25 protein-coding genes are annotated in these 26,483 nt (G+C 35.5%); 2 read left to right on the forward strand and 23 right to left on the reverse strand.

Annotation, left to right across the window (positions count from 1 at the left end; all coding sequences use genetic code 11):
• Window positions 1-327: 327 nt before the first annotated feature.
• The 20 genes from NSQ68_RS17665 to NSQ68_RS17760 form a co-directional block, all read right to left on the reverse strand.
• Window positions 328-720, reverse strand: coding sequence for a hypothetical protein (locus NSQ68_RS17665; RefSeq protein ID WP_342426683.1), 393 nt, complete (start codon window positions 718-720; stop codon window positions 328-330).
• A gap of 199 nt (window positions 721-919) precedes the next feature.
• The gene (locus NSQ68_RS17670; RefSeq protein ID WP_342426684.1) at window positions 920-1,090 is read right to left on the reverse strand and encodes a GNAT family acetyltransferase; all 171 of its coding nucleotides are present in this window, start codon (window positions 1,088-1,090) and stop codon (window positions 920-922) included.
• Entirely contained in the window at window positions 1,087-1,395 is a 309-nt protein-coding gene (locus NSQ68_RS17675) for an N-acetyltransferase (RefSeq protein ID WP_342426685.1), read from the reverse strand. The genes NSQ68_RS17670 and NSQ68_RS17675 overlap by 4 nt, the downstream gene beginning before the upstream one ends.
• Window positions 1,396-2,501: 1,106 nt before the next feature.
• The gene (locus NSQ68_RS17680; RefSeq protein ID WP_342426686.1) at window positions 2,502-3,230 is read right to left on the reverse strand and encodes an ABC transporter permease; all 729 of its coding nucleotides are present in this window, start codon (window positions 3,228-3,230) and stop codon (window positions 2,502-2,504) included.
• Between the two features lie 10 nt (window positions 3,231-3,240).
• Window positions 3,241-3,978 (reverse strand): ABC transporter permease, encoded by a 738-nt coding sequence (locus NSQ68_RS17685; protein ID WP_342426687.1) that lies wholly within the window; start codon window positions 3,976-3,978, stop codon window positions 3,241-3,243.
• The gene (locus NSQ68_RS17690; protein WP_342426688.1) at window positions 3,971-4,894 is read right to left on the reverse strand and encodes an ATP-binding cassette domain-containing protein; all 924 of its coding nucleotides are present in this window, start codon (window positions 4,892-4,894) and stop codon (window positions 3,971-3,973) included. The genes NSQ68_RS17685 and NSQ68_RS17690 overlap by 8 nt, the downstream gene beginning before the upstream one ends.
• A 96-nt stretch (window positions 4,895-4,990) precedes the next feature.
• Window positions 4,991-5,914 (reverse strand): HAMP domain-containing sensor histidine kinase, encoded by a 924-nt coding sequence (locus tag NSQ68_RS17695; protein WP_342426689.1) that lies wholly within the window; start codon window positions 5,912-5,914, stop codon window positions 4,991-4,993.
• Between the two features lie 2 nt (window positions 5,915-5,916).
• Entirely contained in the window at window positions 5,917-6,615 is a 699-nt protein-coding gene (locus NSQ68_RS17700; protein ID WP_342426690.1) for a response regulator transcription factor, read from the reverse strand.
• A 597-nt stretch (window positions 6,616-7,212) separates the two neighbouring features.
• Complete coding sequence (locus tag NSQ68_RS17705) at window positions 7,213-8,484, reverse strand: lanthionine synthetase C family protein (protein ID WP_342426691.1); 1,272 nt, start codon at window positions 8,482-8,484, stop codon at window positions 7,213-7,215.
• A complete protein-coding gene (locus tag NSQ68_RS17710; RefSeq protein ID WP_342426692.1) occupies window positions 8,477-10,291 on the reverse strand; it encodes an ABC transporter ATP-binding protein in 1,815 nt (604 codons plus the stop codon). The genes NSQ68_RS17705 and NSQ68_RS17710 overlap by 8 nt, the downstream gene beginning before the upstream one ends.
• Window positions 10,278-13,358, reverse strand: coding sequence for a lantibiotic dehydratase (locus NSQ68_RS17715; RefSeq protein WP_342426693.1), 3,081 nt, complete (start codon window positions 13,356-13,358; stop codon window positions 10,278-10,280). Before NSQ68_RS17715 ends, NSQ68_RS17710 begins: the two co-directional genes overlap by 14 nt.
• Window positions 13,359-14,393: 1,035 nt before the next feature.
• Window positions 14,394-14,567 carry a gallidermin/nisin family lantibiotic gene (locus NSQ68_RS17720; protein WP_342426694.1) on the reverse strand — a complete coding sequence of 58 codons (174 nt, stop codon included), beginning with the start codon at window positions 14,565-14,567 and terminating at the stop codon, window positions 14,394-14,396.
• Between the two features lie 494 nt (window positions 14,568-15,061).
• Window positions 15,062-15,376 carry a hypothetical protein gene (locus tag NSQ68_RS17725; RefSeq protein ID WP_342426695.1) on the reverse strand — a complete coding sequence of 105 codons (315 nt, stop codon included), beginning with the start codon at window positions 15,374-15,376 and terminating at the stop codon, window positions 15,062-15,064.
• 81 nt (window positions 15,377-15,457) lie between these two features.
• Window positions 15,458-15,859, reverse strand: coding sequence for a hypothetical protein (locus NSQ68_RS17730; RefSeq protein ID WP_342426696.1), 402 nt, complete (start codon window positions 15,857-15,859; stop codon window positions 15,458-15,460).
• Window positions 15,860-16,343: 484 nt separating this feature from the next.
• Window positions 16,344-16,712 carry a hypothetical protein gene (locus NSQ68_RS17735; RefSeq protein WP_076294004.1) on the reverse strand — a complete coding sequence of 123 codons (369 nt, stop codon included), beginning with the start codon at window positions 16,710-16,712 and terminating at the stop codon, window positions 16,344-16,346.
• Window positions 16,713-16,933: 221 nt separating this feature from the next.
• On the reverse strand, window positions 16,934-17,284 hold the full coding sequence (locus NSQ68_RS17740) for a hypothetical protein (RefSeq protein WP_342426697.1): 351 nt from the start codon (window positions 17,282-17,284) through the stop codon (window positions 16,934-16,936).
• Between the two features lie 774 nt (window positions 17,285-18,058).
• Entirely contained in the window at window positions 18,059-19,780 is a 1,722-nt protein-coding gene (locus NSQ68_RS17745) for a helix-turn-helix domain-containing protein (protein ID WP_342426698.1), read from the reverse strand.
• Window positions 19,781-19,889: 109 nt separating this feature from the next.
• Window positions 19,890-20,666: a (2Fe-2S)-binding protein gene (locus tag NSQ68_RS17750; protein WP_342426699.1), complete on the reverse strand. Its 777-nt coding sequence runs from the start codon at window positions 20,664-20,666 to the stop codon at window positions 19,890-19,892.
• A 1-nt stretch (window position 20,667) separates the two neighbouring features.
• Window positions 20,668-21,708, reverse strand: coding sequence for an iron-siderophore ABC transporter substrate-binding protein (locus tag NSQ68_RS17755; protein ID WP_342426700.1), 1,041 nt, complete (start codon window positions 21,706-21,708; stop codon window positions 20,668-20,670).
• Between the two features lie 701 nt (window positions 21,709-22,409).
• Entirely contained in the window at window positions 22,410-22,640 is a 231-nt protein-coding gene (locus NSQ68_RS17760) for a GNAT family N-acetyltransferase (RefSeq protein WP_342426701.1), read from the reverse strand.
• A gap of 440 nt (window positions 22,641-23,080) precedes the next feature.
• Here NSQ68_RS17760 and NSQ68_RS17765 point away from each other — a divergent pair, with 440 nt between their 5' ends.
• Window positions 23,081-23,611: a hypothetical protein gene (locus tag NSQ68_RS17765; protein WP_342426702.1), complete on the forward strand. Its 531-nt coding sequence runs from the start codon at window positions 23,081-23,083 to the stop codon at window positions 23,609-23,611.
• Between the two features lie 116 nt (window positions 23,612-23,727).
• Here the strand turns inward: NSQ68_RS17765 and NSQ68_RS17770 are convergent, their stop codons facing one another.
• Complete coding sequence (locus NSQ68_RS17770) at window positions 23,728-24,426, reverse strand: hypothetical protein (protein ID WP_342426703.1); 699 nt, start codon at window positions 24,424-24,426, stop codon at window positions 23,728-23,730.
• 180 nt (window positions 24,427-24,606) lie between these two features.
• Window positions 24,607-24,831: a helix-turn-helix transcriptional regulator gene (locus tag NSQ68_RS17775; protein WP_069291285.1), complete on the reverse strand. Its 225-nt coding sequence runs from the start codon at window positions 24,829-24,831 to the stop codon at window positions 24,607-24,609.
• A gap of 153 nt (window positions 24,832-24,984) precedes the next feature.
• On the opposite strand from NSQ68_RS17775, the gene NSQ68_RS17780 reads away from it, so the two are divergent.
• Window positions 24,985-25,272: a DUF6809 family protein gene (locus NSQ68_RS17780; protein ID WP_007431381.1), complete on the forward strand. Its 288-nt coding sequence runs from the start codon at window positions 24,985-24,987 to the stop codon at window positions 25,270-25,272.
• 198 nt (window positions 25,273-25,470) lie between these two features.
• On the opposite strand, the gene NSQ68_RS17785 is transcribed toward NSQ68_RS17780, so the two are convergent.
• Entirely contained in the window at window positions 25,471-26,382 is a 912-nt protein-coding gene (locus NSQ68_RS17785) for a hypothetical protein (protein ID WP_342426704.1), read from the reverse strand.
• Window positions 26,383-26,483 lie beyond the last annotated feature (101 nt).

The raw sequence follows: 26,483 nt of genomic DNA on the forward strand, positions 1-26,483 counted from the left end.
CGAAGAAATAATTGGCGAGCAAGAAATATCTCTGCTAATGGTGAAAGAGCACATATTTGTAATAGAATTAGAGCACACTCAACTGAAATGCTGAAACAAAAGGAAGGCCTTTCTTCATCCCCTAGGGAATTAGACTACCTTCCGATGCTTTCGAAACATGTATGGTCTTTAACAGAGAGACAAGCTCAAAAATACCGCGACATCGATGAATGACTCTTGTTCATAACACTATAAAATTCATCTTGAATCTGTGGGTGGGTGGCTGGCTACTATCCTTCCTGACGTTTAACGCGATAATTAAACTCTGGTTCACGTTAAGAGTACCCCTTATCGTTCTTTCTTGCGAACGCGACAGGCTGCCTGATCTCGATCCATAAAGAAGCAGCTTTGTTTGGTTGGGGCTCCACTCCATGCCACTAGCTTCAATTCCTTTGTAGATTTGCTCCCTGCCCAAAATCGTATTTCCGTAGAAATTAGCCGCAAATACGTTGTTGCCTTGGGTGTAAGCGATATGTTTGCAGTCGCTTGATAACCTGAATCGCCCGACATCATCGAGCAGGGTCGAGAGAAGAAGATTGCGCCGATCATAGGCGTATAATATTCGGTCACCGCCGACAAAAGCAATCTGATTCTGGTGAATCCACTCGATCTGCCCTCAGCACTGATTGGATGCTGGTAGTGGACAATAAATGATTCTTCAGTCAGCTTCCCCCATATCAAGCGATTCCTGTCCCAACGTATTGACCATTACCGCATCTTCGCCATTGTCCGAAGTTGTTACCTGATTCAGCTTCCCCACAATCCCTCCTAGCGAGCGAGGCCGAATGCTCGATGTGTAAATATATTGTTACACGCTGTTGGCGACTGCATCGAATCACTTTAAAGGCTGGTTATAATTAATTGTTTTGATTTATCCATCCTATTGTTTCATGTGTTTTTCATAGAATACAATGGTCATTCTATCGTTAATTACATTAATCTTATCGGTTCTCTTATATCCTAACTTCTCATATAGGTGGCAATTCCCTTGCTCCTGAAGTATTGTGTCCAGTTCCCACATACTTACATTATAATAAAGCTCTTCAATCATGGAAAAAACTTTCTGTGCAATTCCTCTGCTCTGGAACTCAGGTGAAATGAAATTGGACTTATACGATATATTTTATTCTCTTTTCTAACAATTCTAATTGCTCCTACATCCACTTCTGATAATTTAATTATATAATAATCCGTAAATGATTGACTCAAACGAGCTGTTATTTGCTCGACAGTCTCGTTCGCAGGGCTTGTCTCGAAATCCTGATATATATTTAACAGAGGTGTAAAAGACTTCATTTGCATTTCATGAATAGCTGCGGCTTCATCTAAACCTGACTTAACTAATATTATCTCCATCGGTATCCTCCTTTAATGTATCTATCGATATAACAGGTTCCAGCATCGCTTATAAAGTTCCTGTATCCACGAAGTCGCGCTGGCTCTAGGTTCCACAAAGAACAGGCTACTCTTGCGCAGTTAGCGAGAGCGAACGTATCCGCTGAATTTACTACGCTGCTAATTGCTTCTCGCGGATCGCGAGGCGCTGAGCTCCGATGTATGAGTATGATGTTATAAGATGTTGACGACCTCTTTAGCTGCATACATTATTCTTTATGCAAATCATTTTTTTGTAATTGCTATTTCTTATTCTTTATGTCGTTTTTAAAAGATTCAATATATTTTTTAAATTCCTCTAAGTCACTGCACTCCAACCATCCGCTCATATTATTAATTTCGAATAACTCCTCATATCCATAATAACTAATTAAAAAAATCCATCTTTTGTCAAAAATTTTTTACTTCTAGTATTTTACAATCTACATCTTAGTATATCCCAACTTGTTCCAGATACGAAGACAGGAATAGAGAAAAAACAGCCCCTGAACTGACCTTTTGTTAGACTTCACTAACAAAGTAGGTACAGTTTAATGTCTGGGCTGTTCTTCGCATGTACTCCAAATATAAAGAATACCATCTATCCTGCAATCATAAGGCATCATTTCACTTTATTTAGTACATGATTCTTTAATTAAATTCTCACTGAACTTCTTCTCGTTCCTGTATTTACGAATCCCAAAAGGGTTGTCTGCATAAATGCCTCTTCGAAATCCATCCTGCAGACTCATTTCATTAAGTGTATCTGAGGTGGCTTCGAGTGTCCAATTTGGATCAGGGGGCTTTAAAGAAATCTATCTTTAATATGTTCTTTAGCTCTTAAACAAGCATTCTTATAACCTTCACTTCTCATATTGTCCGAAAGAAAAACCATTTCAATCAATTCATAATCGTTATCATTAACCCTCTGAGTAACAAACGTATTCCCAGATTCGACACTCAAATACAAAGATATAAAACCTAAATTCAAGCATATATTCAAATCACACTTACCTTTATCCCACTCTCTTTTCGTTGACAAAAAGGCTTGATAATTTTTTGGAGGTTTGGCAGATAGATGCCCTATTTCATTTGCATTTGTTCATGCCTGCAAGTGTTACTGCGGCAAGTCCTACGCAAAATAGTAAACTAATGCAACTAAGCATGACCTGAGTTGTCGATGCTTCATAGTACCCAGATATGGTAAATACAGCTGTAATAGGATATAAAGCTTTTAGGGTATTTGACGTACTTGCAAATAATCCAATAAAAGAATAAAATTCAGTGATAACTAACGCAATCCAATATCCCTTTTTCATGTATGATACCAAAGCAATAATAGGTGAGATTGCAAGAAATATACATATACCATCCAAAAAATAAGCTTTCAAAAAATTCATGACCATCCCTATGGATAAATCAGAAAAATGTAAAGCTGCTTCAGTGAAAAATGTTATAGCAAAGAGTAACAAGTAAAAAAGAATACTATATACAAGGGTTATAATCATTTTTGCGATTGTCAACTTTGCTTCATTCACGGGGATAAGTCGAAGTGAATCGATTGTATGCTCCTGTTCTTCACGACAAATCATGTAACTACCTAAGAGAGCAATTACCGCTGGAAGAACGAAAAATGTTGCCAGTGGTTGAGCCACTGCCATATACCAACCTATAGTATCTATATCTCGAATACCGTCATTGTCTGTTAATCCGGATAAAAAAACAATAACTGCTACCATAACCGTCGCAAAAATTGCAATCCAAACAAAACTTAAACGGCGAATCTTTTGATGTTCCGCCCAAAGTAATGTTCGCATTATTACCACCTCACTTTCTTCTTGCTAATGCAACGTTTGCAAGGAGTACGGATACAATCCCCCAGACAAAAATGCTAAGAAACGCCAAAGGTATGCTAATTACCTGTGTATAGTTCAGTCCTGGAATATCTCCGTTTCGAGCAACGATTACTGCCATGCTGGATAACGGATGTATATACATATTTATCGACACTATAATAGAACCAAGAAAAGCATAAACTAGTGTTATAGCAACTGGAAGAATATATCCGTTTTGCATTGTAGCAATTGCCAAAATCGGCAGCATTGCAAAAGCTGTAATAACACCAATCTCCAAACACTTTCTTATCAAAAACAAAACGTTTTGCCAATCAAATGCGATATCTCCGAGAAGTATACTAAATATAACGGAACCTACAGCTGTAACTAACATGAAGCAAACAGAATAAATCAAAACCACAAAAAATTTACTAAAGAAATATCTCATTTTGCTGACAGGCACAATCCAAAGTTGTTTAAGCATATCGTATTGATTTTCATTGTACATTAGCATTGTGCTTAATATTCCTAAAACAACAGGTAAGACAATAAAAAGTGTAAGTCCGAACGCTGACCATTTATAAAACTGTACAGGGTCACCGCCTGTATCCCACGCATATTTAAATAATAAGTACGCTAGGAATGGCATGATGAGAGCTGAAAACATCATAATCCACACAAATGTTCTGCGTCGTAACTTAAGAAACTCTATTTGAATAAGTTTAAGCAATGCCATTTCCTCCCGTAATTTTCCTAAAATAGTCCTCTAAAGTATCATTACAAAGCTGAGAACTAATAACCAACACATCTCCCAATATTAGTGCCTTATTAACAGAAGCCATATCCAGAGAATTATTATAGATTTGCAACGTATGATCGTCTTTCACAGAATAACTTTTCAAACCGAATTGACGTTCCAAGATCAAGCTAGCTTTAGCAGCATCAGAAACTTGAAGTAGAATGTACTTACTATTTTTTCGTTTAAGTTCCTCCATACTATTTTCTTCTAACAGAATACCATTGTCGATAATTCCAATATCATCCGCAAGCAATGAAATTTCCGAAAGAATATGGCTGGAAATAAGAATTGTTTTCCCACGTTCAACACTCAAATTCTTAATAAAATCCCTGACTTCTGCTATACCTATAGGATCCAGACCGTTTGTAGGTTCATCTAAAATCAATAGTTCTGGGTCATGCAAAATAGCATTAGCAATACCCAGACGTTGTTTCATACCGAGAGAATACTCACCGAACAGCTTCTTATCCTTATACGGTAATCTTACAACTTCCAATGCATTCTTCACCGCGTTAGGAGCAGATGTACCACGCAGTTTTGCAAAAATGTTCAAATTTTCTGTTCCAGTTAAGTTTGGATAGAATCCGGGCGTTTCGATAATCGCTCCAATTCTGGGATATACCTGCTTTTCTCTACCTTTAATATTCTTACCAAATACGTCTACCTCACCGGAAGAGGTAGACGTTAACCCTAAGATCATTTTCATAATTGTCGTTTTACCGGCGCCATTACGACCGAGTAAACCGTAAATACGTCCTTTTTTCACATGGATATTTACATTATTTACAGCTTTCTGATCCTTATAGATTTTAGTAAGTTGTTTAGTTTCTATGGTATACTTTGTCATATGAATACCTCCTTTATTTAAAGTTTATCAAACAAATCTTGCCAAAATCTTGCCGAAATCTTGTTTGTTTCTTGCTAATAAAAAAGCTTTCAAAAATTAAAGAGCTTTCGGAAGTTTTACTATAAACGTTGTACCACCAGATAATAAATTTTGAGCATTAATTGTTCCTTTATGTAGATGAACAAGTTCTCTAGCAATAGCAAGCCCTAAACCATTTCCGTTAGTCGAACGTGATTCATCGCTTTGATACAGTCTATCAAATATATGTGGCAGGTCATTAGGAGAAATCCCTTTTCCATTATCACTAATCTGAACCATAACGTTTTGTTCATTTCCGCTTATTTGTAGATCAATTCTAGTTCCCTCACTATGTGCAATAGCATTTTGAATTAAATTATTAACAATTCTTATATAAGCATTTGGATCTAATCGGATAAAGCATTCTTTGTCAGAAATATCAATATTATATTCAAAGTGCTCTTCCTCAAAGGTTGGTATCCAATTCACCAATATATCACGAGTGAATTCGTTTATATCATGTTCTTCGAGTTTAAACACTTGCTCTTTTGCGTCAAGTTTGACCCAATCAAATAAAACTTCAACAAAACCCTTCAAATGATGTGCTTTATTTAAAGCGATTTTAAGATATTCTTCTTTTTCTTTGCCTGTAACAAACTTCTCTTGAATTGCTTCTAAATAGCCAACTAAAGAAGTTAAAGGTGTTCTTACATCATGGGATAAACTCGTCATAAGTCGCTTATATGCCTGTTCGGATTGCTTTAACTGTATGAGTTGAGTTTGACTATTCATTGCTATATCATTTATGGAATAACAAATTGTTTTAGTGATATCATTTTCATTTACCAAAATACGACGATTCCAATTTCCTTTTTTTATATCCGCTAAAGAATCTTCAATAATTGAAAGTTGTTCAGAAACCTTATACAGTTTTGTTACCAAATAAATGATAACAATAAGACAAAAAGCTAGAGCCATAAGTAGAATATAGATCCATTCCATAATTAAGCCTCCTTATTAAAACGATAACCTACTCCGTGTACCGTTATAATATAAAATGGCTGTTCTGAATTGGGTTCTATTTTCTTCCTCAACTTACTTATAAAGGACATAATATTATTGTCATCAAAAGAATAATCATCTTTCCAAACTTGTGTATAGATTTGTTTCTTCGTAAACACACGACCCTTATTCGAAGCTAAAAATACTAATAAATCAAATTCCTTGCCTGTTAAATCAATTAGCTTGTCCTCAACGTGAACAGTTCTTATTTCTTTATCAATAACAATTCCTTTAAAGGTAAGAATGCTTACAGAATCCCCAGAATTAAAAGTAGTATATCTTCTAATCAAAGATTGCACTCTAGCAATGAGTTCATTGATACTGAACGGTTTTGTTAAATAGTCATCTGCTCCAAGGCTAAGACCTTTTACCTTATCCGGCTCACTTCCTTTAGCCGTCAGCATAAGTACGGGTACATTACTATATTTTCTTATTTCAGATAATACTTGAAAACCGTCTATGTTAGGTAACATTACATCTAAAATAATTAGGGAATAAGAGTCGTTTTCATTCATGACTTGAAGTAATCCTGTTTGCCCGTTATATGCCATATCGGTTTCTAGGTTTACTTGTGATACGCATTTTTTTACTAATGAGCACAATTCCATATCATCATCTATTATGAGTATTCTATTTGTCATGAGGTTTCTTCGCCCCTTTTTTTTCTTTCAAACTAAGTGCAGCTGATTTAACATACTATTTTTCAGATATTAGATTAACGAACAAACCCAAAAAATGTAAATCTATTCTAAGAAATGTTATTATTTTATGAATGTACTAACAAAAACTTTGTAATAACTTCATGAGCTTATGTATCTATGCTTTCCTGAACCTGCAACATTCTTATATTCGTTATCGAAAATTATCCGATACAGGAGAAGGAGAATTAGTTAGTACCATGAAGTCCCTTGCGGAAGAGTTAATATCACTACTATTCAAACCTAAGAATTTTCTCAAAACATCCTTGTATTCACGAAACAACCCAGCCTTAGATAGCTCTTATCTTAGGGTGGGCCGTTTGTTGCCTGATCTTATTCTCATTATTTTATATATTTAACTGAGAAACGAAAACACAAATTGTACCTTTAATTATTCTTTTAAATATGACGGTTTTTTATTGGAAAATACATTTTATTACTCGCTTTCTTCAAATACTAAAATCTTATTCTACAAATTTTAATCCAATCCTAATTACAGAATAAAAAGGATCAGTGTTTAATGTTATACCAAAAATACCATTATAGCAAAAATATAGAATCCCATTGTGTTTTAACAGGTCTATAACAAGACAGTAGTGTGAGAATCACTCCACTAGTTCCATTTAACAGCCCTATCTCGTCTTTATTGACCAATTTTCCTTTCTCAAATTCTGTGTCTTTAAAACCAAGTGAATTTTGGTCATCGTATAAATTTAGTATATTTTCAAATATTCCTGTATACATTTCTTTAAAATATATATCATCAGTATATTCATAAAATTTTCTAGCTAAACAACATATTCCTGAAAGACCGTGACAAAACGTAGGAGATACGACGTCACGTAATCTCTTTAGAGACAATTTCATACTTTGTATTGCCAAATTACGCATTTCATTATCATTTAATATCCTTGAAGCTATCAATAGTGAATATGCAACTCCTGGTGTTCCATAACACCAGGCATCTCTCGACTGTACCGCTTTATCTTTATCAAATCCTATTATTTTTTGAGTTTCCCAAAAAAGTTCATCACCAATTTTCACACAGCCATCAGAGATATAATTTGATAAACACTTTATAGCCTCAAGCTGATCCTCAAAGTATATTCCTGACTCATAGGACTTTGATAACACTAAAAGTATTCCAGGTATCCCATGAGATACTCCAAAATTTACATACCGAACCTTAGGATCATTTGCTAAATGGAACAGTTGACTATGATCTGACCTAATCACAAATTTTGGAATTCCACTTTCATCTGTTTTACAGATACTTGTTAAATACTGCAAAATAGACAGAAGTGTATTTTTAACTTTAGTTTCAGATTTGAAATTTATTAAATAATTAGCTGTACCAGCTAATCCATACATAATATCATATGAAAATTCGTTAAATGGTACACTTTTATACTCTGATATATTTTTGTCAGCTATACTCACAATATATTCGTTCAAATTCTCAATAAATTTTTGATAGCGCTCACCATTATTAGACATACAATTTGCTGCAAAACCCACGCCGCATAACCCATCAAATAGAGAAATATCCCCTGTACTGTTCTTCCCAAGTTCATAATTTACTATCTCTAAATATTTATGGGCAGCTGTATCAAACTCACAGTTTGGAAAATTTAATTCAAGCTCCGAAAATAAAATACATAAAGCTGGATATGAAACTGCAACTGAGGTACTTTTGTATTCTACGGCCTTAGAGCCTAAAATATGTTGAACAAACTCTACATCTGACAATTTTTTTGCTAAAGTCATGATTAAATTGTCTATTTCATATTTTTTTTGCTCCAATTTATCCATATTCCCCTCCATTTGACATGACGTTAAATTCTAAATTATATATTTCCTCATAAGATGGGCAGATCCTCAATAATTCTTCATGTGTGCCTTCTGCCACTATTCTTCCTTCATCTAAATAAATTATTTTATCGGCTAACATTACATGTGAAATTTTGTGAGAAATGAATATACCTATATTATTTTCAGTTAATTCAAAAAATGTATTCATAATCTTTTTCTCACCTATTTTATCAAGTGCTGCATCGGGTTCATCCAAAATATACAATTGCGCATCTCTTAAAAAGCATCGTGCTAGTGCAACCCTCTGCCACTGTCCACCAGAAAGCTGAATTCCTTCTGAAAACCATTTTCCTAATTGCTGATTTAAATCTGAGGAAAGGAAATCAACATCAGCCTTCTTTAGAGATTTTATTATTTGAGAATCATTTTCAATTTCATCAATATTCCCGAACCCAACATTATCTCTAACTGGGAGTTCAAACTTACAGTAATCCTGGAATAATATACCTGTTAGTTTGTGCAGACTTTCCATATCGATATTATTTAGTGAAACTCCATTGATCTTAATCATGTCATCATCGACTAAATAATATCCCATTAATAATTTTACTAATGTACTTTTCCCTGAGCCGTTTCTTCCAAAAAAAGCAATTCTTTCACCTTTCTTAATTTTCAAATTTATATTTTTAAGAGCTTCTTTATTTGCATTAGGGTAACTGAAGTTCAAATTATTTATTTGAATTTCAGTTATATGACTAAGTTTTTGCGTTTCTTCACTTCCATTATTCGACTTTAATTTATTATCACTTAAAAAGCCTATCAATTTAGACATGTACAAACTATTTTGATTTATGCTGTAAATAATATTCATTATATTGTTAAAATTATCAAACACCATACCGATAACCCTGAGAAGCGCAACTGCACTACCTATTAAGAGTTTCCCACTAACTACTGTTATGATTATTAATACCATAAGTGCTGCCATACACAATTGATTAACAAAATCAAATACAGTTGAAATAATCAAACGTATTTTGGAATTATACAAATTCTCATTAATTACACTTTTCTTTAAATTATTATGCCGATCTATAATATGCTTGGCTAAGTTAAAAATCTTAACTTCTTTGAATGACTGATCCTTAGTGAGCAAAAATTCATAATACCAAATGCTTCTAGCTTTTTTGGAGTTCCTTTCTTCCGTTTGGAATTCTCTTTTGTTTATTGATAAATTGAATATTGAAAAAAACAAAACAGGAGTAATAATAAGTAATACAGATAGAGGCTGCCATATTATTACCATAAAAATGGACGAAAGTATGGTCGTTATTGCAGTAATCATTGCCAATATTGAAGTGAAAATACTATATGGTCTAAAACCAATTTGTTGTTGAATATGCTGCAATTGATCCTGTACTTCAGAATTTTCAAATTCCTCTAAAGACATACTCGCACATTTGTTCATCAACCGATTAAGCAATTCAAAATCTAACAGGTATTGATATTTTGCAAACAGAAAATCTTTTATGCTCGAAATGACATCTATTAAAAAACTAATTCCAATATAAACTGCTAATATTTTTAATGAATCATTAAAGTCCATACTTGAAACTGTATTTATCAAAATACCGAAAACGTTTACAGAAACTACAGGAACAATACCAGCAATAATATTTATTATTATACTAAATACAAATATTATCTTATTAGCTTGAAAGAAAATTTTAATAGCTTTTGGTATCACCTTCAGAGATGAAAACAATTCTTTCATCTCCGAAATAGTTAATAGTTTAAATTTTTTCATTCACTTTACCTTCCAATATTCCTGTTTTTTTGTTTCTATGGTAGACACTATAAAATATATGCCTAGATAATGTTCTCATTTTTCTTTCAAATTCAACATTTGGTCCAAACAATCTATTCATATGCATATGCAAAATACTATCAAGGATACTAAATTTAACATTTTTACTTTCCGGATAAAATTTTTCTATTCCTTCTAAATATGTTTCCATCGATGCACTTTTTATCAGCAGTATCCTAAAAATGAAATCAATTTCTGGAGTCAACTTCTCTCCAGATAAATATTTTATTACAAAATCAAGATAAGAATTCTTATTTTTTTTAAATTCATCTTGTTCTTCTTGATCAAGCTTAATATGCTTTTGACAATTAAGAAAAATAAATATCTCATCTAAACTCAATCCAAATCTTTTTACATGGAAAAATATGCTTATTACAGCTAAAAGTTCATCTGATATTTTTACATTATTATTGTTTTTCTCGTAAATAATTGATTGAATTGCTAAGCTATCTTTGTGAAATACCTCATGAGCATAATCCATCAAATCATATCCGCCATACCTTTCTAATTCTAGCTCATAGCAGTCAATACTATATTTGGATATAATTGAATCTTTAATAAGTTGGCTAAAAATGTTTAAAAGCTTGGGCTGAACCATAAGCAGCCTATTATAATCCGCTTTTATTCTCAATCGCAAATGCAAATCTGGGTCTTTATATTGAATAAAAAAGTAGCTATCTATTTCTTTATTTTCAAGTAATTGCTGCAAAGGGGTGAATAAAGCATCACCTAATAAATAATCTATATTTTCTCCAACTCCATAAATTTTAAAATAAAGCCATTCATCCAGCGGAACTTTAATTCTACTATTTCCATAATTTTCAGATATCTCAAAGTCATCAATACTTGATTCAACTTCTGAAACTGAAATTAAAGGTATAACCAGTTCACAACAATAAGAATTATCATTATGTTTAACTGGATGTTCTACTTCAACATTATATTTTTCTAATACAATTTCAGATTTAACAAGCATTTTTTGTAGTACTGACAAACATCTGTCCTCTTCAAGATTTAACAATAATTTTTGATCAGCTTCTACAACGTTTATCCAACGAGAAATATTTCTACTTTCCAGGTGCTCTCTCAGTTTAATTTTAAATTCACCAAAACTGAAATGGGCAGGTAAATCTAAATCATCTATCTTTAATATCCATTTTTCTTGCTCTAGTATAAAGTTCTTATATCGAATTGTTGGAAGATAAGCAAATTTTTCAAGCAAGTACTGCCAAGGTTTATTATAAAATTTGATTCCATCAGAAGAAATATCATCAATAAATCTTAATATTTCAGGTTTTAATTGTGGATTAAACATATTCGTTGAGGTCGGAATTATAATTTTGTTATCAATTGCGGATTTTAAATAGAATTTATTGTTTTTAATGCCGACTAAAATCTCATTTAATTTTAGCTTACGCGTACTATTTTTAGAATTCGTCGTTCCAAAACTTGTTTCATATGTGGAACCGTGCATATTTCTAACAACATTTGCAGTAACCAAACTATCTGGTAGAAAAGTGAATTCACAAGATTTATATTTATCATTAGAATCGTATACTGCATTGATTTTTTTATAGAAATCAATTGGGTCCTTCATTAGATGAGAGAACCTACCAAAAGATTTTCCTGCAAAAGTTGAACCAAAGATATTGCTTAGATGAAATATATCGTTCCCATCTTCTTTGGTATAATTAAAGTAAATTTCCATAGATTTTGGCAACAATTCTTCATCTAAATCTTCAGACATAAGTTTCTTGATATCTGCGTCTTTTATTTCAATTTCTTGGTTAAATCTTATAGATTCTACATACTTTCTTTCAAAGAATCTAACCCATGGATTTATATATTCTCCTAAGCTATTAAAATTTCTATTGTTAGCAGAAGGAAAACCTAATCCCAAATCTGGATCAACGAGTTCAGTTAAAGGGACGCACATAGATAGACCATATTTTTCTATAAATCTATTTTTATAATCATTTAATTTATCAAATGATTCATTAACATTAAATTGTAAAAATAGATTAATGAGCTCATTTATTTTCTTGATATCATTTTTATTTAAATTACATTCTTTATATTCAAAAGATGAATCAACAGTTAAATAATTTTTTGAAGGATGTACTTCCTTCATGCTGTGAAAAACATTAGTTAAACAGCTTATCTTATCACTTTTATCTTTATCAGTATAATCTTCAATGTGCTTTTGTATAGAAATCAAAGTGTCAGCATTTATATCATATTGTTTAAGCTTATAAATAAAATACTCTAATTGGTTATTTACTGTTAACGGTGGGCGAAGATCAGAAATTAAGTATTCTTCTTTTATTAAAGATTGAACATATTCATGTAAAATAGATTGATCCATGCCAGGATATGCTTCTTCAAGTTTTTCCACAATCTCAACATAACTCAAATAGTCATTTGATATTTTAAAAATAATTTCAAGCGGTTTGGTATAATTTACAGTTTTTTTGTTGATTTTTTCCTCATCTTTGTTTTTTGTACAACCAAATAAAATTGCTTTGTTTCTGTGAATTGCAACACTTTCATTTGGCGTGTATTTAAGTTCTTTTAAATACTTAGCTTCATACATAAAAACCACTTCAAATAACCAATTAGAATCTACCAAAGGTTTTCGTTGTATGTCTGTTCCACTTAATTCAAACGAAGTTTCTCCAGAATTAATATTCCCAAATGCAACAGCAGAAAACAAACCAAACGGAGTACATCTGGAACAGTTTCTGCTGAAATATTTATATAGAGAATTTAATAAATAATTTGTATCTCTCACTTCACTTCCTTTTTCATATTGCCTCATAAACTCATATAAATCATGACTTGCCACCAATATAGCTTCATCAAATTGTTTCTTGTAATAAGGAAAATCCAATAATGGCATAGTATTTTCTTGATTGTCTGCACTATTAATATTGTCTACTAACAAATTAATTGGTAGACTTGGAACCCTTATCATAAATGAACCTATATCTTTAAATAAATGTTTCATATTTTACCCACACCTTCCTCGATTTACTTTTGCATGTGGATTATCGATCTCCGGAACATGAAATGAACTCTCTGAAAACATTCTCGTCGGTAATTTCCAGAAGTAATTCTGCTTACCCTTATTTATGAATCTCCAGAAGAGGTGTCCAAATCATGTTAGTTTGGAAGAAGTTTTGTTAAGGGCAGCCGTCCTCCCATGTTGTACAGATGATCAAACAAAGCTTCGAGACTGCGAAAGGTTGCGCCAAATATATACTGCTTTAGATCGATATCAATGCTTCTTATCCGTTCCATCCTTGGAGTGGCTGAATGCATGCTCCCGTTGTTTGCCAAACTCGCATGCATATGGTGACAAAACCAAATCGAACGTAACATTCTCCTACAAAAAAAGCCGGGACGTGCCCGACCACCGAAAAAGGCTAAATGTTCCTACCACAAAATTTGAATCAGAATTCCGTTTCATACTGGTGATGAATTAGAATCAAAATTGGCCAGCACGTATGTAAGCTCGGCAGCTGCTTAAATCGTCCGCTTTTTACAGCCATCGTTTGAAAATTGAGTGTAAGTTTCAGGAAATGAAGCAAGTTATCCACGCTTCCGGTTACATCTTCTGGTGTTAGTCCATGTCGAAATTAAAGTAGTTTTTGAGAAATTAAGAAACGCAACGCCCAAAGTCGTAACAAACGAAAAAGATCGTCAGCGGATGCAGAAAATGATTCAGCGATTGATGAATTTGTCATGTGCCAGTATATTCCGATGGGAATTCCCAACTCGCCCCTTACAGTCTTTAGCTGCTCAATTTATTAAAATCCATTTTCTACTTATTTTCATAAAAATAATTAAATTTCAATCAGGATATGTTCTATGATAATTGAGAATTCTTTGATTCTTTGGCTTCTTAGAGCTATAGAATTTTTCCCCGTCCATTAGATCATCAACTGTATATTTTAATCTATGATCACTCGCGAATTACTTTCTAAAAACATAAACGCCATGCATTCAAGCGTTTGCTTAAATGCATGGACGTTTACATTATTTAACCGCACAACCATGTATTTGTGCAATTTCTTGTCAAACCGCACTCACTTGTTCCACATGTGCTGCCTGTGTTACATCCTGGCGTGCAATATGCAACACTTGTAACTTGTGGTTTAATATCATTATCAGTACTCTTTGCAATCTTAAGATTCAAATCAAAATCTTTATTCATAGATTTACCCTCCCTTCTTTATTTAGATTTTTTAACTTAAGTAAAATAACTTCTTGCTGCCATATATGGTAATGGTGAAATTAATCACTCTATCACCCAAAACAAAAGAGCGCAGAAAGAGGAATAAATAAGAAAATATAACTTTTTTATACTAAATTTACTGTAAATGTTGATATGCCTTTATTTTGAATGAAATATATTAAAAATGTTTATTTTGTTTTTCTAAAGCAATAATATACCAATCATATTGTTTGTGCAACATTTTTTAACACAACAAACCAAGATTTGTAATAAAATGTGACAATTTTGCAACAGCTGTGAGTGAACGCCTGTTTATTATGTAAGTATCTCAAATTTCGCACCTGGAAAATGAACTTAAACCTTTGAGCGCGTAAGAAGAATTCAATAGATTTACTTGTATTGACAAAAAACACCTCGCTTGTTTGGTATCATGGAAGTACGACCAACCATGCCAACAAGAAAGGTGTGTAACTCTATGTTACAACAACATTCCCTGTCTGAACAGTCTCGTTTTTCCAAACTTTTTGCCACGCTTCGCATCGGGAAAGCTCTACGAAACGCAGGTATTTCCTAATCGTTCGGTCTTTCAAGTCTAGCCATCTTTCGGATCGTATTCTCGCTGGTCTTCGAAGGAAAGAACTGGTTTCGTCTTTTGGAGAGTGACCGGGGAGCAGATCTTCCAGGTAAAGATGTCGTGTATTTTGGTTTGATTCATCCTCAAAACTGGCCTTTTGAATTTCAACAAGTTTTTGCGCATCATTTTTGTGAGCCTTTTCTAATGTCAGCACTGGGCATACCTCCACTTTTTATTGGCTTACTTTTTATCGCCTCGATTATCTGGAATGCATACTTTAAGCCATTGAGGAGATTTAATCCCAATCCATGTTGTTGAAGTGCATTTCTAATTTCGTCTCTCTACAGGCTGGACAATCCAGCATCCCGCTCTTCACCTCGTCTAAAGGTGGTTTTGTTGGCATTTGTGTATTACATCTTGGGCATTCATAACGATTGGTATAAACATAATTTCCTAATTTTAACTCGAAAAACACACGATTTAATAAGTACTTACATTGTTCACAGACGTAAAGCCCGTCATAACACTCAAAAGTTGTATCTTCTTTGCTCATAAAATCTCTAATGTGTTGTCGTCCTTCCTCTTGCTCATACCATTCCAATATGCTATTCAAATCAATATATCTAAAACCAATACCTAAAAAAACATTTTGGCTGTAAGAGCATTGTTTGCAGCTTAATGTACCCGCTACTCCCACATCAACACCCCTCTTATCTTCTTCGATAGTGAGTCTTCACCTGTATTTCATCTAACATTATGATATGGGGTATAGCAATACTTTACATTTGGATTTAAATTCTCGATGAAATCAAAATCTGACTATGATGTCCTTATCTTTGTAATAAATCTCGGTATCACTGGAAAAGGTGTACTGGATTAGGATTGGAGGCATTTATAAAATGTTTCATTAAAAGATACCTGGTCTTCAGCATAATTTTCTGTGTATCTATTTAACATTCGCACCGCTACAGCGTTTAGTTCAGGTACAATCACACAGTGGCATCCTGCCACCCCGGTAGCGTAATACCGATTCTTTTTGACGGATTGTAAAATGAAGTGCGACACCTACTGGAAATAAATAAAAAAGGGCCCATGGCCGGATTCGTGTAGAATGAAGGTTCCTACACCCGCAGCATAGATGCGATACGATGTGATGTGGGGTCAGATCTTCTTCGAGTCAACTAATAATTATGCTTCCTTGCTAGTTCCCATTTCATAAATAAATTTATATCACTTATAGCATCTAATATTATTCCTTTATGTTCTATATTATTTTTTAATTCTTTCAAAATGATTGGTTTTACTAGTCTTTTATCTAACTGTTTTTTAGTTCTTGCTATATGTGCTAATCCCAATACAGAATTCGCTCTTACATTTGGATTATCATGTTGCGCTGATTTAAGACATATATCTTGAGCAAACTTCCAATTGTGATGATACATTCCAACTGAAAGTGGTAAATATATAAGTTCTTCTACTTCTCGGCGAGTTAAAATATCTTTTATTTCCTGATCTGTGTATTCTTCGATATGCTTGTAAATTCGCTTCATAGTACTTGCTCCTAAATATAGCCTTTTTATTCCTAGCTGATCTCACATAACGTTTCTGTATTCAAGACGTCCAGCGTATGCCGAATATGTTCGGCTGATTCTACTTCATGGCTTCTCAACTTCTGCCGAACCGAGGTGTGAATGCGACGATGCTTGAATGTGATGTTATGCAAAGTTCCATGACTTCATTAAATCTACTTACAAATCCTGCTTAATTACCATCACCATTCTCTCCATTCTTCTGTAATATCTTGATCTCCCTCAATTTCTAATCCAGCTAGTCTTGCTGCCTTATCTATAAATTCAGCCAGTTCTTCACGTTCCATCGTTTCAATAAAATAGTCGTTCTTTTCATTCAATTCATTAAACGTAATTACAATTTCTTCTACAGCCTTCATAATACTTTCAGGATGTTTAGTTTCTTGTAATAATATTAATTGGTTTAGATAGTTATTCAGGACTTTATCAGACATTAATAATCTCTCTTCCGTAAAAAGGTCATCTCCGTATTCAACCATTCTTTTGTTCCACAATTGAGTTGGTTTTTCATTAAATAGGTCCTGTAATGTCATTGGGCATATCCCTCATTTTCTTGTTTTTGTTTTAATAGATTTTTAAAATCGTTGCATGGTATTTCACCTATGAGTTTGCTTACTAACTTGCTTTTCAATTCACTTATCTTATTCTTTCTTTAATTCATCTTTTTTCATCTGTTAGCACACTTAAAGAAAGACCAATTACGGTCAACATCTGGTCATTACAATTGGCTTGGAGGGTTTATTCCCTTCTAAGTCTCAGGTAATAAAAACCCACCTCGGCTCTCAACCTTTAGGTGATTTTTTACCTTCTCTTGTTGTTATTGATGCATGTTAAAAATGCAAGAATAGATGTCCAAAATAGTAACATTAGAGTCATCGCATCTTTTACTTCCATGGTCTCACTTTTCGAAGGAAAACCATACCCACCCAAGAGTCAATTGTATCTATATTTTACCTGTGTTTACTTCTGCAAACAAGCGTTCCCATATATTTTCTTACATTTTTCTTTTATTCTATTTGTTGTCCATCATTTCTAGCATATAACGCTTCTGTGTTCACGATGTCCCTCTGACTTATGCGAACGAAATGAGCGGCCGCCGTGCGTATGTGTCCGCCTGCCCCCGCTCCCTGGCAATCCTCTTTGCCGGACCGAGGAACCGCCAGGCTCCGATGCGTGGATATGATGTTATCTGATGGATTGGCCATAAAAAAACAGTTCAACTTTCCCTCCATGACATAAGGCAAAGATGAACTGTCTTTAGTTCCTGTTAAAATCGCTATGCGCACAAGTAGCAACTTCTTCTCCCATCAAGCCAACAAAGCCTGAGCGATCTGATCCACAATGCCATTGATACCTGTGGGTCCATAACAGCCGATCCATGTCGCGGCATCGACCGAGTGTATGTGCTGGCGCTCAACGGTATCAAGCATTCCCCAGACACGTTGCTCTGTCGCGGATATTTCCTCATGCATGAGTTCATGGCTAAGCAAGAAGTAATGGCTGGCATGTACAGCCGGTAGTCTGTCAACTGTGATGTGATAGGCCGTGTCGGAGGTATCTGCCACAAATAACGGAACAGGCAGACCTAGATCACGGTACAGTACAGCCCCTGTACGATGAGAGGCAGAATGCACGCGAACCAGAGAATCCAGCGGACGGATCAGTGCCACGCTCTTGCCTGCCAGAACGGGAGCAAGTTCTTCGGACAGCAATGTGGTTCGTCGGTGATAATCCGCTATAATACGCTTTGCCTCTTCTCGTTTGCCTGTCAGTTCACCGAACAGAGTCAGAATAGTCTGCCAGTTTTCATTGCGCTTAAACATGAGAACTGGAGCGATCCGGCTTAACTGTTCATAGTGCGGCTCATGTACCTCGGTGCAAATAATCAGATCCGGAGACAGTCGTTCCACTGCAAACAGGTCGGGGTACTCATATGTTCCGAGTAATTCGGTATTCTGAAGTCCTGCCCTGATCATTTGAGGGAAATGTAACACTGCACTTCCTAGTCCTACACTACCTGCTGGAGAGAGCCCCAGCGCAAGCAAATGATCGGCATATTGCACATCGAGTACAGCGATACGCTTCGGAGGTCCGATAACATGGTATTCCCCTCGCATGTGGCATATCACCGAGCCTTGGGCCGACTCATATGAAGAAGCTGTACGGTTCCGCTGCAAGGAATGAGCATAGTCTGTATCTGTTTTTGAAGGGGCATCAAGCCTATAACGTAGCGGAGGGACGCCATAATATTTCTTAAACGCCCTACTGAAATAATACATGTCGCGATAGCCCATTCTGTCAGCAATTTCACCGATGGGAGCATCCGTATGACGCAGCATCCGCGATGCATTCTCCATGCGCAGCTGAATGACATACTCAATCAGTCCGAGCTGCTTCTCTTGTTTAAATCGTCGCTGCAGCTGTCTTAAGCTGCAGCCAGCAAGGGCTGCCAGCTCTTTAAGCTCCAGATTCTGGCGATAATGCGACGCTATATATGAAGCGATAACATCCACCATGTCAGACACTTCTCCTCCCTGATCACGTTCGTAATCCATGATCAGTTCGTACATCATACCCTGAAGCAACGCATTGGCATGAAAACGTTCCAGCCCTTCACCACGACGCCATTTGGCAACAATTTTTTCTGCATTCTCGATCCATTCTGCTTGGGTTACCGAATTTTGCACAAATGAAGTGCGTAACGGGTGTTTGCGATATGAAGGCAAAACAAGAGAGGCTCCCTCCATGGAAGAAGCCTTGTACATGATCACGATATAATAAAGGTCGTCTGATCTGGCCGTCAGCGTTAAGGATGTCCCCTTAACAACATGACCAGCAAAAGAAGCTCCAATGTGGCAAACCTCACCATTCATTGCAAGCTCCCCTTCCCCTCCGTATGCCAGCAACAACACATTCGAAGTTAATTCCGTTTCGCGAAGAACACTGCCTGTCTGCAAAGTACCGCTAAACTCGTCAAGCATCTTGATCGTTGTATCACTCCATAGACTTGTCTGTTCTTGTAGCGGCATTTCTCTCATCTCCTGACAATAGCATCCTTTGCTAGAGTGACTCACATGACTAGGCTTAACCGATTAACTACAACCAGGCCTGTTAGCAAAAGTAAAATTGTTGCTGTTGTCATTTTAATTGAGATTTATTCTCATTGTCAATTTTCGGACATTTTCTACAATATTCCCCTGACATCTGGTAATAAAAACAACAGGTGATACGCTTGCTTTTAGCGACTGAAATGCTGTCCTTATTTTTTGTGAACCGGGTGAACGGATTTCTTTTTACACCGAACAAATGCCCGGGCGCTCCTTGCGTCAGATATGAAAAATCTGCCTGGATGTGCTGACTTTCTTGCTCAGCATTGTCTACTTCAGGAGTATATAATGGGACAATGCGTATCATGATATTCTCCCAAAGGATACTCATCGAAAGAGGAGCAATCGCAGCAAGCGTCTTTAACAGCGGTGCAAGGTGTAACGCAAACATCTCCTTTACCACCTTTTCCCGCCACACTTCCCTGTCTCCCGTTAGTGCTTCTGCCCGAAGCCCGTTCATAGCTAGAAAAGGAAAATGCGTCCCCCCCTCATTAGCTGTGAGCGTCGGATGATAGAGAAAGCTGTTGTCTAGCCGAAAAGAAACATGCTGATGATGAACGGTCATCGCGGTCAGCAACGGAGCAATCCACAGGTAGCCGATTCGCTTAGCTAACATCGAAGCGGCTACCCTCATGTCAGGCGCACCAATATACTCTTGAAGCCAGCTTAAATACTCTCGGCATGCAGCTTCTTCATGCAGTTGACTCAAAGCAATAATACGGACATTATCTTCAGACGGCTCACCAAGACGAATCGAGTGTTCTTCCACCGTTTGCTGCCATAAGTCAGTCGATAGATAATGGCCCATTTTAATTCGATCCCAACAGTGCTTCCGATGCCTGATCTACAATAATATTAATTGCAAGTGGGCCATAATAAGCGATCCAAAGTGTAGAATTAACATCATATGCACGGTTATTTTTGACTGCATCAAGGGATTTCCATACTGAGCTGCTATCCAAAGCCTCTGCCTCTGCCGCAAACAACTCATCAGACAGAACAAAATAATGATCTGCTCCAATCTCAGGAACTTTCTCCATCGAGATTTCAACGGAGGTATCATCTTTGATCTTCTGGACTAATGCAGGCATTTTTAAGCCCAAATCCTCATACAGAATGCCGCCTGTTCGATGCTCAAGACCATGAACACGAATGCCTTCTTTTCTCGGACGAATAAGTGCTACCGTTTCCTCTCCCAACTTCTCCGACAGCTTCTCCTTCAGTCCTGTAATTTTGTCCTCATAAGCCTTACGCACAGTTTCTGCCTCTGCCTGCTTACCTGTGATCGCAGCCACCGTAGCTAACGTATCTCGCCAATCCTCGTAGAAGTCGAGTACGATTGTGGGTGCTATTTTGCTTACATTCTCATACTCTTTCTCTTGGAAATCAGTCATTAAAATAAGATCCGGGTCCAATGCTACAATCGCTTCCAGATTGGGCTTGTCCCGTGTACCTAAAACCTGTACGTCACCCGGCTTATCGCCTAAATATTCTGGAAATGTGGTATTGCCTTCAGCGATAACACTGCCTGCCGGCTGTTCTCCAATGGCTAGCAATTGATCCAGAAATTTGACATCAAGCACAGCAATTTTCTTTGGTTTCTCGTTAAGCGTATACTGACCCTTCATATGCGAGATCGTAACCGGGAAGGCTCCGGCAGTCTGAGACGCTCCATTCGAAGGCGTGTCCGTTGGAGTTGTAGCAGACTCATTGCCACCATTTGTACCTGCTCCGGCACTGCAAGCCGTCAGTACAAGAACAAGGGCCAGCATCCAGCCCATTAAAAATCGTGATTTATGGTCAGCATGTGCCATGCTTCCGGCAGCTTGCCTCTTTGTTCCTTTATTCATGGTGAATCCTCCTTATGTATGATAATGATTTTCATTATCGAAATATAAGGCGAGTATAATATATCTCCACATCGCGTTACCATGTACTTTTGCGACATTTCAGTCGGACTAATGCGACATGTAAACCGCTTGCCCAGCTTTTATTTTTTTTGCAAATATACAATTGCAATTTGTAAATGTCCGAGTATGGAATATAAACTCCCATATTCGAGAGCTTATATATATCTTCATTTTCAAATCTATCAGCTCTTTTACTAATTACTGCATAATCATCGTCTAATGTATCAAGCCAACAAAACCAAGAATCTCCCATTTTTTCTTTCCATTCATTTCTACCTCTTGTGTCAATGTACATTCAATATCCATTTGTTCCATTGAAACTACAACAGAGGTTTGTATGATAAATTTGTGGGTACTCTTCATTAAATTCTGAATGTGGAAACTCATAAAATGTTCCTTTGGATTCATAAACCATTTTCGGTGAAACATCTATCTTTAATACCCTTTCATCCGCAGATATTTCTAAAACATTTTGCTTTCTCCTTTTATCAAGTATTTCCTATAACGTTCTTGTATTTATGAACCCGTTAGGGGGGTGTCTGCTGAAATGCTTCACTGTAATCCTTCTGGCAGACTAAGGCTCCGAAGGAGCAGCAGCTCGAATATGATGTTAGATGGTGTTCGGCACTTCTATGATTTACTTACAATATCTTCTGAAAACTTCCTATGTCTAACCTTCTATCAAATTCATATCCTATCTCTTTAAATAGAGCGCATTGTTCATATCCGTTCCTCTCAAATAATAATTTACTTCTTGTGTTCTCCATACAAATTGTTACAATTAATGTATGGAAGCCTTGTTCCTTTGCTACTTCCTCAATAAAACTCAATGCTTGTTTTCCAATGCCTTGTCCTAAACAGTCGGGCTTCAATTATATGGTTATCTCTCCACAAATGTCATACGATTGTTTACTCTTGTATTGAGTTATCAATACATACCCTATTATTTCATTATTTTCAAAGATCACGTAAGATTTATAACGTGTATCCTTGTTCATTACAGATAATTTAATTTGGTCAATATCTAATTCCTCAGTATGAAATGAAATTGTTGTATTCAAAACATAATAATTATAAATTTCTCTAATTTCATAAAGATGTTGTTGGATTACCTCTTCAAAAGTCAATGTATTCAACTGGTTCTCATTCCTCCTGTGTTTAATTTACTCTTGCCGAATTTCATCTAACGTTCCTGTATTCACGCCCCGACGTATGTCGGGTGTCCGGCGAATGCCGGATCAAGGACGTATGCCCGTAGCGTGAATATTATATTAAGTGAAATTCCGAGGCAAAATTGAAAGGAAGCTAAAGGATGATTAATGGATATCAATTAAATCAATTTGAGACTGCAAAAAATTATCAAGAAGCCTTTCTGTCAACGAAAAGAGAGTGGGATAAAGGGAAGCGAGACTTGAGTATATGCTTGAATTTAAGTTTTATATCCTGGTATTTGAGTGTCGAATCTGGAAATACGTTTGTTACTCAGGGGCTTGATGATAACGATTATGAAATGATTGAATTGACATTAAGCGAAGTTACAGAAGAAGGGATACATAATTTCTCGAAAGAGACGCAGTTTTTATTGATTTTCGGTTATATGATCACTTTGTTTCCTCATCATTTTGGAGACTATGAGCATTGGGAAAGCATAGGGAAAAACATGCTGTCAAAAGCATACGAGTTGGAACCAAGTGATCCAATAATTGAAATGGTTTTTCTTGCGGACAGTATGAGAAGTGAAGGTTATAAAAATGCTTGTTTAAGAGCACAAGAACATATTAAAGACAGATTTAAGAATAAAGGATTAATGGATAAATATTTTCAAGACGTATTTGATAGGTAATTCAGAGGAACATCACTTAACATAATATTCACGCTGCGGACATTCGTCCTTGGTACGGCAGGAGCCGGACACCTCAGCATACGCTGAGGTCGTGAATACAGAAACGTTATCCGATGCTACTTCTTCTTAGATAAATTACTGGCTGTCAATTTGTTTTTCAAGAAATTAAGAAGTCCATTAATTATTCTTTTTCTCATTTGTTCATAAGTAACCGATACATAATAAGTTCTTTCTTCTTCTACATCTTTACCATACTCTTTCATAACTAATGAATTCAAAACTCTCTCTTCGTTACTTGAACTAAAATGGAAATTTGAATAAATACCTTCATGTACAAAGTCATGTCTAATGTTATAAAAGATCGTCGCTATAATACTTAGACTTATTTTGGGCGAAATCTCTTCACGCATATCTGAGGCTGCTCTCTCTATATGCTCTAACAGAAATTCCTTATCTGTCTCATCTATGTACTCTTCAAAAAAATCTCTGATGATCTTAATTTTAAATCTTTCTTTTTCACCTTGATTAGCTATATGACTTACTGCTTCGATGCTGACTATCCAATAAAATATTGCTAATCCATATCTGCCTGGCTTTATTGATATAAGTTCATCTCCTAATGAGATTAATCTTGAAATATTATTTATGATTCTTCTTGGCCTAACATCTTGGTCAGTCATTTCGTAACAAGCCTTTAATAAATTTATTGCCTTCTCTTCATTTCCAAAAAAATCACTAAAAAATTTTGTATACTCCTTATTGATTACTGATACTTCTATAGTACCTTCAACTATATTCTCTCTTATTATTTCCAAAGCAATTCACCTCAGATTAGATCTAAAGTAGTTTCGGATAACGTTCCTGTATTCATGAACCCCGAAGGGGTTGTCTGTTAAAATGCTTCCCTGAAATCCTTCTCGCAGACCAAGGCTCCAAAGGAGCCACTGCTTGAATATTATGTTATACGACGGATTCACTTCTTGAATCTGCCCTCACTATTGATTATCTCCAGGTAGATATTCAATCAAATCAGATAATTTACAGTTAAATGTATCGCAAAGCTTGAATAAAGTCTCCAGCTTTGTTGTTTCTATATTCGTTTCCCTATATAGCTTATTAATTGAATTCCGACTCAATCCAGATTTCGCCATCAATTCTGTTATATCATCTATTCGATGTTCTGCCATGAGTTCCCTTATATTACACTTGATTACGGTCATCTTTTCCCCTCCATAATTCTATCTTATCTCCCATATCAGTAATCATCAACAAAAAGCAAAGAATTAACTCTACAAAGTCAAATATCCACCTTGTAATTAACCTCATAAAGTTATATAATAACTCTATAAAGTTAATTAAAGGAGGAAAAACATGTGATTAATGCATTAGAATCATTGACAGAGCCACTTATAAGAATACGTTTAGAATTACTCTTTGCTGAGCTTCTGGAGTACCATACGGAGTACAATCAGCTTTCTTCGGAGACAGATCGATACTTTAGAACGCTTCGCGAAGCGTTACCCGATCAACTTCAACATACGGTTTTTCTGTACGAAGATGCTCAAATTTCTCTCCAATCCATCTTAGAAAGAAGCATCTACATACAAGGTTTCAAAGACGCTCTACAACTCTTTAGTGAATTGAAAAATTCTAACATCTAGAGGATCATATGATCCTCTTTCCTATTGTTTTTGATTCTGTCGTATAACGTTCCTATATTCATGAACCCCGAAGGGGTTGTCTGCTGGATTGCTTCCCTGAAATCCTTCTCGCAGACCCAGGCTCTAAAGGAGCCGCTGCTTGAATATTATGTTATAAGATGTCCTCACCTTCTTTGATAATCACACGTAAAGTCCTTGCTACTCTTCTTCTGGGAATTCTATTTCCATAAATAAATATTCTTCATAATGTTCGGTAACCAAATCTTGCAAAAGAAAAAATGATGCTGATACATTTTGAAAATAACTGTTATTCTTAACGCTATCTGGAAACATTGGCAATTGATCAGATGTTAACAATTTCATAAAAATCGAACCAAAATAATAAATATTTGTTATAATTAATCCTAAATGACTTGGTGAATGAACACTTACATGGCCAAGGACAGAGGTGCTTAGTTTTCCAGAATGTTTCAGAGAAGGTATGAACATCGAACGAAATGCTGATGTCGTTGAACTATGAACTGCGCTTGATAACACTGACTTTATTTCACGCCGATGATTGAGAAATCTATCACGCTCTTCTTCGTCAATTCCTGCTGATTCTATGATTGTTTCTATCTTTTTATATATTCTTCCATATGCAATATTTTTCTTCCAAAATTCATCCTCATCTAATTCTTCTGCAAAGTATTGATCGGAAAAATCCTTATCTAACAATGAAACTATCATGAGATCAATTGTTTCTACAAAGGACCTACTAACAGTGCGAGCACAATCTTCTAATCCTTCAGTAATTAATTTCCTAATCGCTACAATATGGGAACATGATCTTGCTAAAAGCATCACTAAAGTAACTGGAATTTCTATATTAGTCTTTCTTGAGTTCCAGCAAAATTTATATAGCAATAAAATAAAATGCAGAGACTCATCTAACATGACAATCCATGGTCCAAGAAATTCATTTGTATCACTTGAACAATTATCATGTACAATTCTTAGTTCTTCCTCAATGTCTATTCTTGTAACTTCATCAAATTGTTTAACTTGATTGTTCCATAGTTGAAGAACTTCTTCTTTCGATTGTTTAAATGGTATTATTTTTTTCTCCATAAGAACCTCTTTGATATTTTGATTTTTTGCAGGGATTTCTTATAGCGTCCCCATAGTTCACGTCCGTCCGTAGGATGGCGGGAACTGTTGTGTTAGCTGAA

It is taken from the genome of Paenibacillus sp. FSL L8-0158, from assembly GCF_038592965.1.
In the GTDB taxonomy this organism is placed as follows: Bacteria; Bacillota; Bacilli; order Paenibacillales; family Paenibacillaceae; genus Paenibacillus; species Paenibacillus polymyxa_D.

Bases quoted from the DNA above. Each gene is read 5' to 3' on its own strand.
- NSQ68_RS17775 (WP_069291285.1), bottom strand. From the start codon at position 24,831: ATGACCGTAATCAAGTGTAATATAAGGGAACTCATGGCAGAACATCGA.
- NSQ68_RS17670 (WP_342426684.1), bottom strand. From the start codon at position 1,090: ATGATTGAAGAGCTTTATTATAATGTAAGTATGTGGGAACTGGACACA.
- NSQ68_RS17765 (WP_342426702.1), top strand. From the start codon at position 23,081: ATGATTAATGGATATCAATTAAATCAATTTGAGACTGCAAAAAATTAT.
- NSQ68_RS17740 (WP_342426697.1), bottom strand. From the start codon at position 17,284: ATGACATTACAGGACCTATTTAATGAAAAACCAACTCAATTGTGGAAC.
- NSQ68_RS17745 (WP_342426698.1), bottom strand. From the start codon at position 19,780: ATGCCGCTACAAGAACAGACAAGTCTATGGAGTGATACAACGATCAAG.
- NSQ68_RS17695 (WP_342426689.1), bottom strand. From the start codon at position 5,914: ATGGAATGGATCTATATTCTACTTATGGCTCTAGCTTTTTGTCTTATT.
- NSQ68_RS17680 (WP_342426686.1), bottom strand. From the start codon at position 3,230: ATGCGAACATTACTTTGGGCGGAACATCAAAAGATTCGCCGTTTAAGT.
- NSQ68_RS17700 (WP_342426690.1), bottom strand. From the start codon at position 6,615: ATGACAAATAGAATACTCATAATAGATGATGATATGGAATTGTGCTCA.
- NSQ68_RS17755 (WP_342426700.1), bottom strand. From the start codon at position 21,708: ATGAATAAAGGAACAAAGAGGCAAGCTGCCGGAAGCATGGCACATGCT.
- NSQ68_RS17785 (WP_342426704.1), bottom strand. From the start codon at position 26,382: ATGGAGAAAAAAATAATACCATTTAAACAATCGAAAGAAGAAGTTCTT.
- NSQ68_RS17675 (WP_342426685.1), bottom strand. From the start codon at position 1,395: ATGGAGATAATATTAGTTAAGTCAGGTTTAGATGAAGCCGCAGCTATT.
- NSQ68_RS17735 (WP_076294004.1), bottom strand. From the start codon at position 16,712: ATGAAGCGAATTTACAAGCATATCGAAGAATACACAGATCAGGAAATA.
- NSQ68_RS17715 (WP_342426693.1), bottom strand. From the start codon at position 13,358: ATGAAACATTTATTTAAAGATATAGGTTCATTTATGATAAGGGTTCCA.
- NSQ68_RS17705 (WP_342426691.1), bottom strand. From the start codon at position 8,484: ATGGATAAATTGGAGCAAAAAAAATATGAAATAGACAATTTAATCATG.
- NSQ68_RS17720 (WP_342426694.1), bottom strand. From the start codon at position 14,567: ATGAATAAAGATTTTGATTTGAATCTTAAGATTGCAAAGAGTACTGAT.
- NSQ68_RS17710 (WP_342426692.1), bottom strand. From the start codon at position 10,291: ATGAAAAAATTTAAACTATTAACTATTTCGGAGATGAAAGAATTGTTT.
- NSQ68_RS17750 (WP_342426699.1), bottom strand. From the start codon at position 20,666: ATGGGCCATTATCTATCGACTGACTTATGGCAGCAAACGGTGGAAGAA.
- NSQ68_RS17690 (WP_342426688.1), bottom strand. From the start codon at position 4,894: ATGACAAAGTATACCATAGAAACTAAACAACTTACTAAAATCTATAAG.